This window comes from Amphritea atlantica (assembly GCA_024397875.1).
Classification (GTDB): Bacteria; Pseudomonadota; Gammaproteobacteria; order Pseudomonadales; family Balneatricaceae; genus Amphritea; species Amphritea atlantica_B.
The window spans coordinates 1,821,645-1,836,731 of the sequence record CP073344.1 but is presented as its reverse complement, the minus strand read 5'-3'; the positions used below and the strand labels follow the sequence as shown (position 1 = coordinate 1,836,731).

Sequence of the window (15,087 nt, the reverse complement as noted above, 5' to 3'; positions counted from 1 at the left end):
GCTACCCTTTCAGACCTGAGGCGACAATGATAGCGACAAAAATAAGTACCGTAGAGGCAAAAATTGAAACCGCGAGATTGCCCTTCTTCATCTCCTCCTCAATATCGATATTTTTAAGTAATCGCTTATCGATCCATAACAGAGCGTACACCCCCACCATCAGAGCGATAATGGTGTAACTGAGATTCAATAGAAGATTGATCAGTGAGGCACTGAAGAAATCCATTTCCATAGGGTAGATCCTTAGGTTGAGGGTGGCAGGAAGGAAAAACTTCCTGATAATCGGTTGTTGTACAGTGTTATTTTCTATCAGTAGCCGCCACTGATCAAGCGGCTTTCATCTGCCCGGTGTCACACTGGGAAAACCGTTTATTTAAAGCACGGGATTCCAGTGACTGGGGCCCAGCATGCGCATCTGATTGGTGATCCAGTGGGTGCGTTGCCAGACATAATGACTGGGGCGTGCGGCACTCATCCGATAGGGGTTGGGCAATACGGCGGCTAAGCGGGCCGCTTCGGTGGCCGAAAGATGATGCGCAGATTTATGGAAATAGGCCTGACTGGCGGCCTCTACCCCATAGATTCCAGGGCCAAACTCAACAATATTAAGGTAAACCTCAAGAATGCGCGGCTTATTCCACAAAGTCTCCATCAACACCGTCAGCCCGGCTTCAAGCCCTTTGCGAAGGTAGCTCTTTGCCGGCCAGAGAAACAGGTTTTTAGCGGTCTGCTGAGTGAGTGTGCTTGCGCCTCTGACCCGGCCACCGTTCTCATTGTCACTGAGCGCATCCGATATCGATTCCAGATCCAGCCCCCAGTGTAACGGAAACTTCTGATCTTCAGAGGCGATAACCGCCAGTTGCATAGCCGGAGAGATCTGCTCCAGGGGTACCCATATCTGCTGGCTATTTTCCGGGTAACCCTGCGGCGGATTAAGACTCCGCTGTATCTGCCACATCCATACTGCAGGGTCGATAAAACGTATCGCCAGTACTAACAGTACAGGAAACAAGAGTAGTGCCAGCAGCACCCGGATTGGCCACTTGCGAATTAATGAACGGGAAACTGTCAATGTAGGGTTACCGCAGAATTATAAATAGATTGAAAGAACGGTGATCATACCTAAAGCTGTGTGTTTTTTGAACAGTGCTCGCAGATGATTCACAGTCAGTTGTATGCTTAACTAGCAGAATGGATGAATTAATCATAATAAGCGGACAGCATAATGACATTTGCCTTTGATGAGGTTCTGGTAGTGGGTATTTCCAGCCGGGCGTTGTTTAACCTGGAGCATGAGAACCGTATCTACCAGCAACAGGATGTTGCAGCTTATCGCCGATACCAGTTTGAGCAGGAAAACAAAATTCTGGATAAAGGTACCGCTTTTCATTTGGTAGAAGCCCTGCTTAGTCTGAATACTCTCTCCGATGAACGTCTCGTCGAAGTGGTGGTGATGTCGAAAAACAGCCCGGATACTGGCTTAAGAGTGCTCAAGTCGATTCAGCACTACGGTCTTGATATTACTCGCTCTGCCTTTACCGGAGGTGAATCACTGGCCCCTTTTCTACAGGCGTACAGTGTCGATCTGTTGTTGACCCGCCACTCTGATGATGCTCAGGTTGCGATTGATACCCATGATTGTGCTGCGGCGCTGATCTACGATCCGCCCGAGCGTTTTCAGCCGGATCATGACACCATCCGGATCGCCTTTGATGCAGATGCTGTGCTGTTTTCTGATGAGTCGGAATATATCTATAAAACCGAAGGGCTGGAGCGGTTTCAGCAAAATGAATCAGACAATGAGGATGTGCTATTGCCTGATGGCCCCTTTGCCAAGCTGGTCAGAGTGCTGTCCAGACTCAACAGTAAACTGGGGGCGGATCGTTCCCCTTTGAGGCTGTCCATAGTGACTGCCCGAAATGGCCCGGCACACTTACGGGTGATTAAGACTTTGCGACAGTGGGGAGTCAATGTCGATCAGGCATTCTTCCTTGGGGGGATGAGTAAAGAGCCGGTGCTGAGTGCGCTACGCCCACATATCTTTTTTGATGATCAGCCTGCACATCTGCTATCCGCCTCCAAACAGGTGCCCAGCAGTCAGGTTCCCTATCGAAGTGATTCGCTGATCCAGACACTGCCTCACGCCTCACGGAATGAAGCAGAGGAAGATTAACCGCTAAAGCGCAGGATCGGTCACCGGCTTAACCGGTACTTCCCGCTTACCGATCATCGCAACGATACCGGCACAACTGACCAGCAGGATACCCAGCAGCGTATTCAGTCCGAGCACTTCACCCCATACAAGCCATCCGAGAACAGCAGCCATTGCCACCGAACCGTAGGTGTAGGGCGCCAGCTGACCGGCCTGCGCCATACCATAGGCTTTACTCAGCAGTAGCTGTGCAATAGTCGAGGTGGCCGCCAGCAAAATCAGCCAGCCGAACTGTATCAGGTTCAGCCCGGCGCCACTTAACCAGGCCGGTATGGCAGACAGCAGTGCAGCGAAAAATGCAAAATAGAACACAATCAGCTGCGGAGACTCGGTGTCACGCATTCGTCGCACGGTTACCTTTGCAAGCGCCCCGAGGCAGGCGCCAAACAGTGCGATCAGAATACCGACATTTACCGCGGTTTCGCGGGGATTGATAATGAAGGCGACACCGATAAAACCAACCAGAATGGCAAGCTTGACCTGCAGGTTTATGCGCTCCTTTAACCACCAAAAGGCGATCAGGGGCATGAAGAAAGGTGCGGTCTGTTTCAACAATGCAGCCTGAGCCAGCGGCAGGTGGCCCCAGGTGTAGAACAGACAAGTCATCGCTGTCACACCGACAGCGGCGCGCATCAGATGAAAACGTAACTTGGTTGTGTGCAGCACAGCAGTGCCCTTGCGCAGTAACCAGGGCAGAAATAGCAACAGCCCCAACAGGTTACGAAAGAACACGATCATCTCAGTAGGCAACTCGGCAGAGACCTGCCGGATCACCATACCAGATAGCACCAGAAACATTTCAGATACCAGTATCAGTGCCGCACCGATAAGAAAATTATTGGTTTTCATAAATAACAAAGCCCCTCTGTATCAAACAGAGAGGCCTGACAGGCTCCAAAAGTGATATTGGATGGTGAAATTAGAGGGCAATAATGTCGAACTGCTCACCCAGTTTGGCAGCCGCTGTCGGGCTGGTCACCACAGCAACACTTGCCCGTTCCGGTGTCAGATAGGTGGCCGCTACCCGCTTCAGATCATCCAGCGTAACCTTGAGAATACGCTGACGGAAGTTTTCCCGCTGCTCAGGCGTGCGACCAAACAGTGCGCTGTGATATGCCTGCTTGGCTTCACCTGCGGGTGACCCGGGCTTATCGATACTGCTAACGACTCCCAGAATCGCTTCTTCCAGCTTTTGCGCTTCCAGCTCACTCTCCTGCAACCAGCTCAGCGAGGCATCAAAGTCAGCCAGGGTTTCGCTCAACCGGGGGTCGCGATATGAGAAGAAACGGAACACTGCATCAGCGGAATCCTGACCTGCGCCACCGCCGTAAGCCCCGCCCTTTTCCCGTACAGTTCGGTGCAGGAAGCCGTTACGCAAAAAATCACCCAGCACGGTCAGTGGCGCTGCATCTGCATGCTCAACCGGCACTGTCGGATAAGCTTTAGCACAGAAATTCACCTGCGTACTGGTTGTCCAGGCCTGCGTTACACTGTTACGGGTTGCAGGTAGCTCAAACGGCGTAAAGTCACCATCCGTTTCTGCCATCTGCCATTGTGCCGCCAGGGTTTCAGCGACCTGCTGCTGATGTTCAGCCTCCGTGACAATCAGGAAGCGCCGGGGAGCATTTAACAGCTTTTGATGGAGCGCTTGCAGGGATTCGGCCAGTTGTTTCAGGTTATTCTCGTCACGGATACTTTCATCCAGTGCTTTTACCGCACGAATACTCTGCAGTCCCCGCAGGTTATGGGACAACAGTCCGCCGGGTGACAACTGACTGACCGCCGCCATGATGGCAAGACTGTGCCCCTGCCCTGTAACGCTCTGCTCTTTACGGGTACGTTGCTGGGAAACCAGCTCACGTATCCGGCTCAGCTCATCAAAACGAACACTGGTCAGGGTTTTATAAACCAGCTCGGTCATGTCTGCCTGTTTGCTCAGCAGGGCCTTGGCAGAGAGTGTCATATAACCACTGACCTTCTGTTCATCCTCAATGCTGCCACGCACCGACGAGTAGGCACTGATACTGCCGCAGACCTGCGACTGCCATGCCTGAGTATCCTGATAGCTTTTACCGTCACAGCCAAGCTCTGTCAGACAGTTACTGTACAGGGGAATCAGTTGCAGCTCTGCTTCACTGAGGGCGGGCAGATCGATAATGACCTGTTCGTAGACCAGTCCGTTGGTACCCTGAGGGTAAAAGTTATAGGTAAACCCTTGCAGAGACTCTTCGGTTCCGTGCGGAATATGCATCTTTCCAGGTACATCGGCGATAGTCACTTTTGGCAGTAGTGATTCATCGTCGATCTGATTTTGCCGTGCCTCCAGCGCCTTCGCCTGTTCGATAATGGTCTGCTTCTGTTCTTCATCAAGGGATTGGCGAATCTTTTCCAGTTTTGCTGTTTCAGCCGCATCACGTTTTTTAGCCAGTTGTGAATCAGGCCTTAACGTCAACCTTACCCGATGTGGATTAGCCAGCAGTTCGCGTACCATTGACGGAATAAAGTCCGGGTGGGTAATCTCTTCATGCAACTTTGCCAGCACCGGATCAAGGTTAAGCAAGGCAATCGGATCGCCACGATGAATCGCTGACGACAGTGATGCCAGAATCAGGCTCATCCCGTAAGGATATCCGTCACCGCTGATCTCCCGCTGGCTCAGTTCAAGCTGATGCAATGCGGCTTCAAGGTGCTCCTGAGGCACGCCATTCTCAGCAACCGCTGTCAGTGTATCCAGCACCAGTTGCTCAAACTCCGCCGCTTTCTCAGGTTCACTGCCTTCGATACCGCACATAAAGCCCATCTCGCGATTCGAGTCTTCCAGGCCGCAGAGTGGTGAAGGCGACATACCCAGATCAGTCGATTCAAGCGCATAACGTAACGGAGATGAACTATTGTCGAGCAGAACCCGGGACAACAGGTGAGCTTTAAGCTGCTGTTCAAGATCGATACTGGGACCCAACAACCAGGCCAGCACATGATGCGTCTTACCGCTTATATCCTCATCATCCAGAGCATAGGCCTCCTCTATTCTGACCGGAGAAAAGTACCGTTTTTCATCATCGACGGTGATCTCTTCACTGAGCTTTTCAAAGCTGGAGAGTGCCTGTGTTTCAAAGCGCTGCTGTAATTCTTCAACCGGAATATCACCAAAGGTCATAAACACTGCATTGGATGGATGATAGTGGGTCTTATAAAAATGCAGCAACTGCTCATAACTGAGGTCGGGGATCGCTTCGGGATCACCACCGGAGTTGTAGTGATAGGTCGTGGATGGAAACAGGTAGCGGGTCAGGGTCTGCCACAGATATGATACCGGGGAACTCATGGCCCCTTTCATCTCGTTGTAAACCACGCCTTTATACACCAGGGAGCTGTCCGCATTACCAGACTCACTGAACTCAACCCGATGACCCTCCTGAGCAAAGTCCAGCGGGTCCAGACGCGAGAAAAACGCCGCATCAAGATAGACATCCAGCAGATTAAAATAATCTTTGCGGTTCTGGCTGGCAAACGGGTACGCGGTCCAGTCACTGCTGGTGAATGCATTCATAAAAGTGTTCAGGGAACGCCGGCTCATCATGAAGAATGGATCCCGAACCGGATATCGGGAACTGCCACACAGCGCAGTATGCTCGAGTATATGAGCAACACCGCAGTTATCTTCCGGCACAGTACGAAACGCAACCAGAAATACATTTTCCTGGTTATCGGCAGCAATATGGTAATGAAGCGCACCGGTAATGGTATGCACATATTCCTGAACATCGATTCCCAGTGATTCGATTGTTTCGGTGCGCTTAAGTTGAAAAGCCGGCTGACAGGTCATAGCGTTATCCAATGTCTGTGATCTCAATTGTAGATATTACGGTCATTGTAACTAAATCAACCTCTTTTGACCCGTTCAGATCAAAGAAATCACGGATTAGTGACACGCCATCGGATAACTGAGCTAAAGTAATCCAGAGGAATCTCCCGGAGACGTTTTTTTTATCTGATGTCATGTTTATTTCATACATGGTCTTTAGATTAATAGGCTCGGGAACTTCTGCCAAACCGTTGTGTTCTTAGTAAAATAACGCCTTGCTGCAGTGCAACAACATAATTGACATTATTGTTTGCGCCGAATATAGTGAGTAAAATTGCTGCAACGCACAAAGATTGAAACTCTTGCGATCACAGGTGAAAAAACATGTACGAAGAAATGATGAAAGACGTTCAGGAAAATATGAAGCCAGTTGTTGATATGGCTGAAATCAACAAAAAAGCTGCAGAGAAACTGATCGAACTGCAGTCTGGTTATGTGTCTGACTTTGTTAACGCTACTATGGCGCAGATGCAGGCCCTGTCTTCTATCAAAGATCCGAAAGAAGCGATCGACCTTCAGGTAGAGTATGTTAAGACTCTTGAAGCAAAGCTGAGCAATGTTGCAGAAGAAGAGATGGCCGCTCTGAACGATGCGAAAACTGAGCTGACCGCAATTATTGAAAAAAGCTTTTCGGGTCTTGGTCTGAAAGATATGAACTACTTCGAAGACCTGAGCAAGTTCATGACCTCGGCAGCGCCTGCAGCGAAAGCCGAGACAAAACCAAAGCCAGCTGCCGCACCAAAAGCTGCTGCTAAACCAGCCCCGGCGAAGCCTGCTCCTGCTAAAGCGGCAGCACCTAAAGCTGAGCCTAAACCAGCCCCTGCTAAAGCGGCTGCACCTAAAGCGGCTGCCAAGCCGGCTCCAGCCAAAGCGGCAGCGCCAAAAGCAGCCACTAAGAAGGCAGCTGCGCCTAAGAAAGCCGCAGCACCTAAAGCCGCTGCGCCAGCCCCCGCAGCAGCAAAGGCTGATGAAGCAAAATAAGCTTTAACCCATAGATTAAAAAAACGGAACCCTAGGGTTCCGTTTTTATTTCTAGTCGTTTAAGTCAATTCAGCGGTACTGAACAACTCTCAGCGTTAAACGGGCTATGTCAGTCGTTCGCCCCTGGCAAGCGCCGGTAATGTGCCTTCCAGTCCCATCGCAAACCGCATCACTTTGTGTTTCGCTGGCGTGATTCTTTCAGCGGCACCTAACCCGAAATTACGCAATAGCCTTAATGGCAAAAAGTCATTTGAGAAAACCCGGTAGAAACCATCCATCAGCTGCATCATCATCAGATTATGATTACGTCTCTGCTGTTCATATTGCTGTAACAACGACAGATCACTGATCTCGACCCCTTCGCGGTAGCCTCTGAGAATAACCTCTGCCAGAGTCGCCGCATCCAGCAGGCCGATATTGACTCCCTGACCCGCCAGCGGATTTATCATGTGAGCAGCATCACCCGCCAGGGCAACCCCCTCTTTTACGTACTGCTGGGCATGCTGACGGCGTAGCGGAAAGGCGCCTCGCTCAATTACCGTCTCGATGCGCCCCAAGCGCTCGGGAAAGACCCTGGTCAGCTCATCAATAAACGTCGAGTTGTCCAGACTAAGCAGCCGCCTGACCTGTGAGGGGCGGTTATACCATACCAGCGATCCCCGGTGACCCGTAAGCGGCAGAAAGGCATGAGGACCATCAGGCGTAAACTGTTGCCAGGTAATGTCCTGCTGCGGCAGCTCTGTTATGACTGAAGCGACCAGTGCATGCTGATCGTAGTCCCAGCTATGTACGCCGATTCCGGCGGCCATTCTGACTCGGGAACCACCACCATCGGCGGCAATCATCAGCTTGCCAATCAGCTCACGGCCATCCGCCAGCCGCAGCAAACTACTGCCCGGAGAGTAATCAATATCAACAGTTTCAGCGGGACAGATCAGATCGATATTGTCAAACAGACTCAGGCGCTCTAGCAATGCCAGTTGGATTATTCTGTTTTCGACAATATAACCAAGGTGATCAGCGCCAATATCATCACTGACAAACTCTGTCGCGGCACGATTTTCATCACTTTCCCATACCTTCATCCGTCGGTAAGGACAGGCTCTGCGGGAGATAATTCCATCCCAGACACCGAGGGTTCTGAAAATCTGTTCCGACGCAATACTCAACGCTGAGACCCGCAAATCGTGTTCCGACTCAGCCTGAAATGATGGCGGGTATTGCTGCTCTACCACTGCAATTCTGAGGTCAGTATCACCCAGCGCTGCGGCGATAGTTGCACCCACCATACCACCGCCGACAATTAACAGATCATACCTGTTTTTCATTATTTCTCCGAAAGCGATATACAGTACATCACCGGTTCACAAAATAGCTCTGAATTGTACCTTTCAGCCTGCGGCTTCTAAAGCGGTTTTACAGAACATTCTTTATCGTGGCCACCGAACGACAGCAGAGCTCAGCCTCAACATGAATGAAAGCCGTTACAAAAAAAGCGCCCAGTGGCGCTTTTTCAGTTTTCGGTTGCTGAATTTAAAATCCGCAACGAATAGGCTTTAACTCACAGCTCAGTAATACCGCCCATATAGGGTAGCAATGCTTCAGGTACAGTTACTTTACCCTCGGCGGTCTGATAGTTCTCCAGAATAGCCACCAGCGTACGCCCCACAGCCAGTCCGGAGCCGTTCAGGGTATGCACCAGTTCAGGCTTACCTGTTTCAGGATTACGCCAGCGCGCCATCATCCGGCGCGCCTGAAAATCTTCCATGTTACTGCACGAAGAGATCTCACGGTATTTCTGCTGACCCGGAAGCCATACTTCAATATCGTATGTTTTAGCCGCACTGAAACCCAGATCGCCTCCACACAGGGTTACAACACGGTATGGCAAATTCAGCTTCTGCAGAATCTTCTCCGCATTACCAATCAGCTCTTCCAGTGCGTCCCATGACTTAGCTGGCTCAACAATGTGAACCAGCTCAACTTTTTCAAACTGATGCTGACGGATCATACCGCGGGTATCGCGACCATGACTGCCCGCTTCACTGCGGAAACAAGGCGTGTGAGCAACAAACTTCAGCGGCATCTGCTCAGCGTCAACAATCTCATCACGGACAATATTGGTAACCGGTACTTCAGCGGTCGGGATCAGATAGTAATCACGCTCACCAGGAACCTTAAACAGGTCCTCTTCGAACTTGGGTAGCTGGCCGGTGCCACGCAGGGAGTCGGCATTCACCAGATAGGGAACATACGTTTCCTGGTAACCATGTTCAGCCGTATGGGTATCCAGCATAAACTGAATCAGCGCACGGTGCATACGGGCGATACCGCCACGCAGAACCGCAAAACGAGCACCGGTTATCTTTGCAGCAGTGGCAAAATCCAGTCCGCCATTCAACTCGCCCAGGTCAACATGATCTTTTGGCTCGAAATCCAGTTGGGTAGGCTCACCCCATTTACGAATCTCAATATTATCATCTTCACTCAGGCCCGCAGGAACTGAATCATGAGGGATATTTGGCATCCCCATCAACAGCGCATCCATCTGTTCCTGTACCACTTTCAGCTGCTCTTTAGCGGCATCCAGCTGCTCACCCAGGGTGCTGACTTCTGCCAGCAGTGGTGCGATATCTTCACCAGCCGCTTTCGCTTTGCCAATATTTTTGGAGCGGGTATTACGCTCGTTCTGCAGACGCTCAGATTCAACCTGCACGTCACGACGCTGATTTTCCAGCGCATTAAACTCTTCAACCGGAAACTTATAACCTTTCTTGATAAGTAGCTGCGCTACCTCTTCCGGGTTAGAACGTATAAATTTAGGATCTAGCATAATGTCAGAAACAACCTTAAAGTCAGAACAGGCGAGTAAACCATAAGCCGCTATACAGGGCGACCATGCAGAGCACCACGCTCATTAATATGTAAATTGCGGCGGACATTATATGCCCTTCTTGCAGCATGGTCACGGCTTCAAGCGAGAAGGTGGAAAAAGTCGTGAAAGCTCCCAGAAAACCAACCATCAGAATCGGTCTTAACTCCGGGCTGATACGGGCCTTTTCCATGATCAGCACAAAAAAGATCCCCATCAGAAAGGAGCCCAGTACATTGCAAAGCATTGTGCCATACGGCAGCCGGAACTGCGCATTATTGACCAGGAATGCACTTACCCAATAACGGGCAAGGGCTCCTGCAGCGCCGCCTGCGGCGACTGAAAAAAGGTGAAGCATGGACTATTCCTTGTATCGTTGCTTATCACTGGATCGATCCAGCTCTTTAAGGCGTTCAAGTTTATCGCCGATACGAATTTCCAGCCCGCGGGGCTCCGGTTGATAATACTGCCGATCCGCTATCTCCTGCGGCAGATAACACTCACCGGCGGCATAGGCGTCGGGCTCATCATGAGCATAACGATATTCAGCCCCGTATCCAAGGTCCTTCATCAGGCTGGTCGGTGCATTGCGCAGGTGGTCAGGAACATCATAGCCCGCTTCACTGCGCACATCCGCCATGGCCTGATTAAATGCCCGGTAAACCGCATTGCTTTTCGGTGCACTGGCACAATAGATAGCTGCCTGTGCGATCGCCCGTTCGCCTTCCGCCGGACCTACCCGTTCAAACGCATCCCAGGCTGATAGCGCTACCTGCATCGCCCGGGGATCCGCGTTACCGATATCTTCTGACGCAATGGCGACCAGGCGCCGGGCGATATAGAGCGGATCACAGCCACCATCCAGCATGCGACAATACCAGTACAACGCACCATCGGGTGATGAGCCACGTACGGACTTGTGAAATGCTGAGATCATATCGTAGAACAGATCACCCTGCTTATCATAACGGCGGGCGCTGGACTTAAGCACCTCCTCAATAATCTGTGGCCCGATGGTGTATTCGCTGCCATCGAAATCAGCCAGATCGGCGGCGATCTCGAGCAGGTTTAGTCCCCGCCGGCCATCACCATCGGCAGCGGCGGCCAGCTGTTCCAGTGCATCCTCGGCAAATACCAGTGGCTGCTGAGGAATGCCTCGTTCAGGATCATGTAGTGCCCGTTGCAGGAGGGATTCGATATCGCTCAATTCCAGGCTGCGTAACAGATAGACACGGGCCCGGGATAGCAACGCATTATTCAGCTCGAAGGACGGATTTTCCGTGGTGGCGCCGACAAACAGAAAGGTGCCATCCTCGATGTATGGCAGAAATGCATCCTGCTGAGATTTGTTAAAGCGGTGTACCTCATCGACAAACAGAATGGTCTTGCGTCCGGACTGCGCCTTTACCTGCAGCGCCTGATCCACCGACGCACGTATATCTTTCACCCCGGACAGCACCGCAGAAAGAATAATAAAATGCGCATCGACCTGATGCGCCAGCAACCGCGCCAGGGTTGTTTTACCAACTCCAGGAGGCCCCCAGAGAATCATCGAGTGAACAGAGCCCTGTTCAAGGGCTTTACGCAGCGGCTTACCCTGCCCCAACAGGTGTTTCTGCCCGCAGTATTCATCCAGAGACCGGGGCCGCATTCTGGCGGCCAGGGGTTCATATCCTGGCTGCTGAAGCGCGTCAAAAAGGTCCGCCATCAGTTAACGGGCTCCGCTATGCTCTCAACAATAACATCAGTACCTTCAGGCGGAACAAACATAAAAGAATCCTCTGAATAGTCTGGATTAAGCTTTTGATTATTAAATAATATTGAGGTTTTCTGACCAAGAGAATCTTCCATTTGCAACTCTTTGATCAGGCCGTCAGTAAACAACAAACGAATACGGGTGAAAACATCGGCATCATGGATTGGCAGAAGCTCAAACAGTTGATTACTGTCTTTTTCCTGAAGTAATCGAATTCTGTATTGTGCCTTCAGTTCATCTATCTGGCCGTTCAGAATAAGCGCCGGCACCCCTGAATCACTTTCGGCTACTTTACGACGGGTTGCCTGCTCGAGATCCGGGTCATAGATCCACAGCGTATCACCATCGCTGATCAGTTTTTGTGCAAATGGCTCTTTAGCAATCCATCTGAACTTATTGGGCTTGGCCAGCAACAGGTTACCCCGGGAATTCTCCATCCGGCGGCTATCTTCGCTGCCGGAAACCTGATCAAAATCGGCACTGAAGCTGTCAAACTTCGCCAGCAGCGTGTTGAGCCGGCTACCGGCATTTTCCTGAATATCCGCGACGGCCGAGAAGCTCAGTGAACACCCCAGCAGCGCAACAACAGCTATCTTCTTAAACATCATTATCAATCCTTAGGCGGTGGCGGAGCCAGTACTTCACGGGCACCGTTATGACTGGCCGAAGAAACAACCCCTGCGGCTTCCATGGTTTCGATCATCCGGGCAGCCCGGTTATAACCTATCTTAAGCTTACGCTGTACCGAGGAAATAGAGGCCTTACGGGTCTCGGTGACAAACGCCACAGCCTCGTCATACAAAGCATCCTGCTCCTCATCCATATCCCCGGAAAAAGCACCACCGCCCCCTTCAACGACCTCTGACAGATCGGTAATCAGGTAATCAGGCGCGCCGATCTTCTTCCAGGATTCGACAACGCGATGCACTTCGTCATCGCCAACAAAGGCTCCATGAACCCGGTTTGGCAGACTGCTGCCGGCCGGCAGGTAGAGCATATCGCCGTTACCCAGCAGATGTTCTGCACCACTCTGGTCAAGAACGGTGCGTGAATCAATCTTAGAAGACACCTGAAAGCCGATCCGGGTAGGAATATTAGCTTTGATCAGGCCGGTAATAACGTCGACTGAAGGGCGCTGTGTGGCCAGTATCAGGTGAATACCAGCCGCACGGGCTTTCTGTGCAATCCGTGCAATCAGCTCTTCCACCTTTTTACCCACCACCATGATCATATCGGCGAATTCATCGATACAGACAACGATATAGGGCAGTGTCTCGAGATAGGGCGCAGGTGCATCAGACGGCAGTCCCTGCTCCTCCGGATTCCACAGCGGATCCAGCAACGGGGCACCCTTATCGCGCGCTTCGGTAACCTTATCGTTATATCCCGCTATATTCCTGACGCCCATTTTCGACATCAGCTTATAGCGCCTTTCCATCTCCGCAACACACCAGCGCAAGCCTCCAGCGGCTTCCTTCATATCGGTGATAACCGGTGCCAACAGATGAGGAATGCCCTCATAAACCGACAGTTCGAGCATTTTCGGGTCAACCAGCATCAGTCGCACTTCATCCGGGGTTGCCTTAAACAGCAGGCTCAGTAGCATCGCGTTGACCCCCACCGATTTACCCGAACCGGTAGTACCCGCAACCAGCAGATGGGGCATCTTCGCCAGATTGGCAACCACCGGATTCCCGGCGATATCATTACCCAGTCCCAGCGTCAGCTTGGAAGACGCTTCCTTATAGGGTTTTGAGTTGAGCACCTCACTCAGGCGTACCATCTGTCGTTCTTCATTAGGTATCTCAATACCGATAACGGACTTACCGGCAATAACCTCGACGACCCGAACGCTCATCACCGCCATAGAACGCGCCAGGTCTCTGGCCAGGTTGGTGATCCGGCTGGCTTTTACTCCCGGAGCGGGCTGCAGCTCAAACCGGGTGATAACCGGACCGGGGTTCACTTCCACAACCTCTGCCACAATACCGAAATCTTTCAGCTTGCTTTCCAGCAAACGTGACATCTCTTCCAACTGATCATCGCTGTAGCAATGTCCCTGCTTAAGTTCAGGGGCATCCAGCAGATCCAGTGAAGGAATTTTTCTGCGCGGTTCACGCCGGCGGGTTGCCTGAGGCAGATGATCAAGCCCCAATTCACTGTCTTTCATGGGCGTATGGGCTTCAGAAAGCGGCACCACCTTCACCCCTTTACGATCAACGCCGGCAAAAGCCTGATCGGTGTCAGGCACATAGGCCTGGCCACTTTGGGGTTCTGCATAGCGGGTCACCAGGGGAATATCTTCGACTTCAGCTGCATCATCAGACGTGGCGTAACTATTACGCTTAGCATCCACTGCCAGTTCAGAGATAAGCGGCGCATCCGCATACAGATTGTCGCCCGCAAATTCTTCTGAAGAGGGTTGCACCGGCGGCTGCTCAAACACGGGGTCTTTACGAGCCGCTTCACGTCGGAGAGGCTCTTTGCTTAATGTGTTCCGGGTGTGCTGATCATTATGTTCATGCGCATTAACCCCAATCACCGGTTCTGTGCGAGAGGTCACTGTTTTGTGCCCCTGCCGCGCGGCAACTCTGAGCAGGTTACGCTTCTCCTCATCTTCTGCAGCATAAGGATTGGCTTCTGCTTTCTCGGGCTTTTCACGAGCAGCAGGTTTAAATTTAGCGCCCAGCTCAAAAAAACCTCTACCCAGGCGTTCAAGCATGTGCGACCAGGAAAGCTCCAGCATTAAGGTGAATCCGAACAGCAGCACCGTCCAGATAACCACGGAGCTGCCAATAAGGCTGAATAACGATACCGCAAGATCAGATACCGCCTGACCAACCAAACCACCCATACTGAAGGGCAACTGAGCTGCAGCATTCGACAGATGGGTCGCAGCCAGAGTCGCCAGACACAGCAGCACCAGTATCGCGCCGGTAAAGCGCAACATCATGAAAGGAATACCATCCAGCAGCGATACCTGTCGCCGCACCATAAAACGCACTGCCGGGACAAACAGCATTAGCGGAATAAGCCATGCAGCCAGCCCGAACACTGACAACCCCAGATCTGCCAGCCAGGCGCCGACATAACCGGTAAAATTACGAGCTTCCGGCTGATAGCCCAGATGGGACCAGCCAGGATCCCTACTGTCATAGCCAAACAGCGCCAACTGCAAAAACACAGCAAAGCCGATAACAATAATCAGCCCACCCTCTTTGACTACCCGTGCGAGCAGTTCCGAAAACGTGGTAATTCTGGTTTCGTTAGCACCTGTTTCGACACTGGCTTCATGACTATTTGTTTGACTGCTATGAGACAAGAAAAATATCCTTACAACTATCCATAAAAAGGAGCTAAAAAATAACATATTTAGCCCCGGCTCCCCAGACACAATACCG

The 15,087-nt window shown here is 51.5% G+C and carries 12 protein-coding genes; 2 read left to right on the top strand and 10 right to left on the bottom strand.

Annotation, left to right across the window (positions count from 1 at the left end; genetic code table 11):
- Nucleotide 1: 1 nt before the first annotated feature.
- Together KDX31_08375 and mtgA are read right to left on the bottom strand one after the other, a co-directional pair.
- Nucleotides 2-232 (bottom strand): DUF350 domain-containing protein, encoded by a 231-nt coding sequence (locus KDX31_08375; GenBank protein ID UTW04998.1) that lies wholly within the window; start codon nt 230-232, stop codon nt 2-4.
- A gap of 141 nt (nt 233-373) precedes the next feature.
- Nucleotides 374-1,072 (bottom strand): monofunctional biosynthetic peptidoglycan transglycosylase, encoded by a 699-nt coding sequence (mtgA, locus tag KDX31_08370; protein ID UTW04997.1) that lies wholly within the window; start codon nt 1,070-1,072, stop codon nt 374-376.
- A 153-nt stretch (nt 1,073-1,225) separates the two neighbouring features.
- Between mtgA and KDX31_08365 the strand changes: the two genes are divergently transcribed.
- Nucleotides 1,226-2,173 (top strand): 5'-nucleotidase, encoded by a 948-nt coding sequence (locus tag KDX31_08365; GenBank protein UTW04996.1) that lies wholly within the window; start codon nt 1,226-1,228, stop codon nt 2,171-2,173.
- 3 nt (nt 2,174-2,176) lie between these two features.
- Here the strand turns inward: KDX31_08365 and KDX31_08360 are convergent, their stop codons facing one another.
- Both KDX31_08360 and KDX31_08355 read right to left on the bottom strand, forming a co-directional pair.
- Complete coding sequence (locus tag KDX31_08360) at nt 2,177-3,061, bottom strand: DMT family transporter (protein ID UTW04995.1); 885 nt, start codon at nt 3,059-3,061, stop codon at nt 2,177-2,179.
- Nucleotides 3,062-3,131: 70 nt separating this feature from the next.
- Nucleotides 3,132-6,038 carry an insulinase family protein gene (locus KDX31_08355; protein UTW04994.1) on the bottom strand — a complete coding sequence of 969 codons (2,907 nt, stop codon included), beginning with the start codon at nt 6,036-6,038 and terminating at the stop codon, nt 3,132-3,134.
- Between the two features lie 363 nt (nt 6,039-6,401).
- Here KDX31_08355 and KDX31_08350 point away from each other — a divergent pair, with 363 nt between their 5' ends.
- The gene (locus KDX31_08350; GenBank protein UTW04993.1) at nt 6,402-7,058 is read left to right on the top strand and encodes a phasin family protein; all 657 of its coding nucleotides are present in this window, start codon (nt 6,402-6,404) and stop codon (nt 7,056-7,058) included.
- Between the two features lie 104 nt (nt 7,059-7,162).
- On the opposite strand, the gene KDX31_08345 is transcribed toward KDX31_08350, so the two are convergent.
- The 6 genes from KDX31_08345 to KDX31_08320 form a co-directional block, all read right to left on the bottom strand.
- On the bottom strand, nt 7,163-8,386 hold the full coding sequence (locus KDX31_08345; GenBank protein UTW04992.1) for a UbiH/UbiF/VisC/COQ6 family ubiquinone biosynthesis hydroxylase: 1,224 nt from the start codon (nt 8,384-8,386) through the stop codon (nt 7,163-7,165).
- 233 nt (nt 8,387-8,619) lie between these two features.
- Nucleotides 8,620-9,891 (bottom strand): serine--tRNA ligase, encoded by a 1,272-nt coding sequence (gene serS, locus KDX31_08340; protein UTW04991.1) that lies wholly within the window; start codon nt 9,889-9,891, stop codon nt 8,620-8,622.
- A 22-nt stretch (nt 9,892-9,913) separates the two neighbouring features.
- Nucleotides 9,914-10,288, bottom strand: a complete 375-nt coding sequence (gene crcB, locus KDX31_08335) for a fluoride efflux transporter CrcB (protein UTW04990.1) — start codon at nt 10,286-10,288, stop codon at nt 9,914-9,916.
- A 3-nt stretch (nt 10,289-10,291) separates the two neighbouring features.
- The gene (locus tag KDX31_08330; GenBank protein UTW04989.1) at nt 10,292-11,638 is read right to left on the bottom strand and encodes a replication-associated recombination protein A; all 1,347 of its coding nucleotides are present in this window, start codon (nt 11,636-11,638) and stop codon (nt 10,292-10,294) included.
- Nucleotides 11,638-12,291 carry an outer membrane lipoprotein chaperone LolA gene (lolA, locus tag KDX31_08325; protein ID UTW05337.1) on the bottom strand — a complete coding sequence of 218 codons (654 nt, stop codon included), beginning with the start codon at nt 12,289-12,291 and terminating at the stop codon, nt 11,638-11,640. The genes KDX31_08330 and lolA overlap by 1 nt, the downstream gene beginning before the upstream one ends.
- Nucleotides 12,292-12,296: 5 nt before the next feature.
- Nucleotides 12,297-15,056, bottom strand: a complete 2,760-nt coding sequence (locus tag KDX31_08320; GenBank protein ID UTW04988.1) for a DNA translocase FtsK 4TM domain-containing protein — start codon at nt 15,054-15,056, stop codon at nt 12,297-12,299.
- Nucleotides 15,057-15,087: the final 31 nt, after the last annotated feature.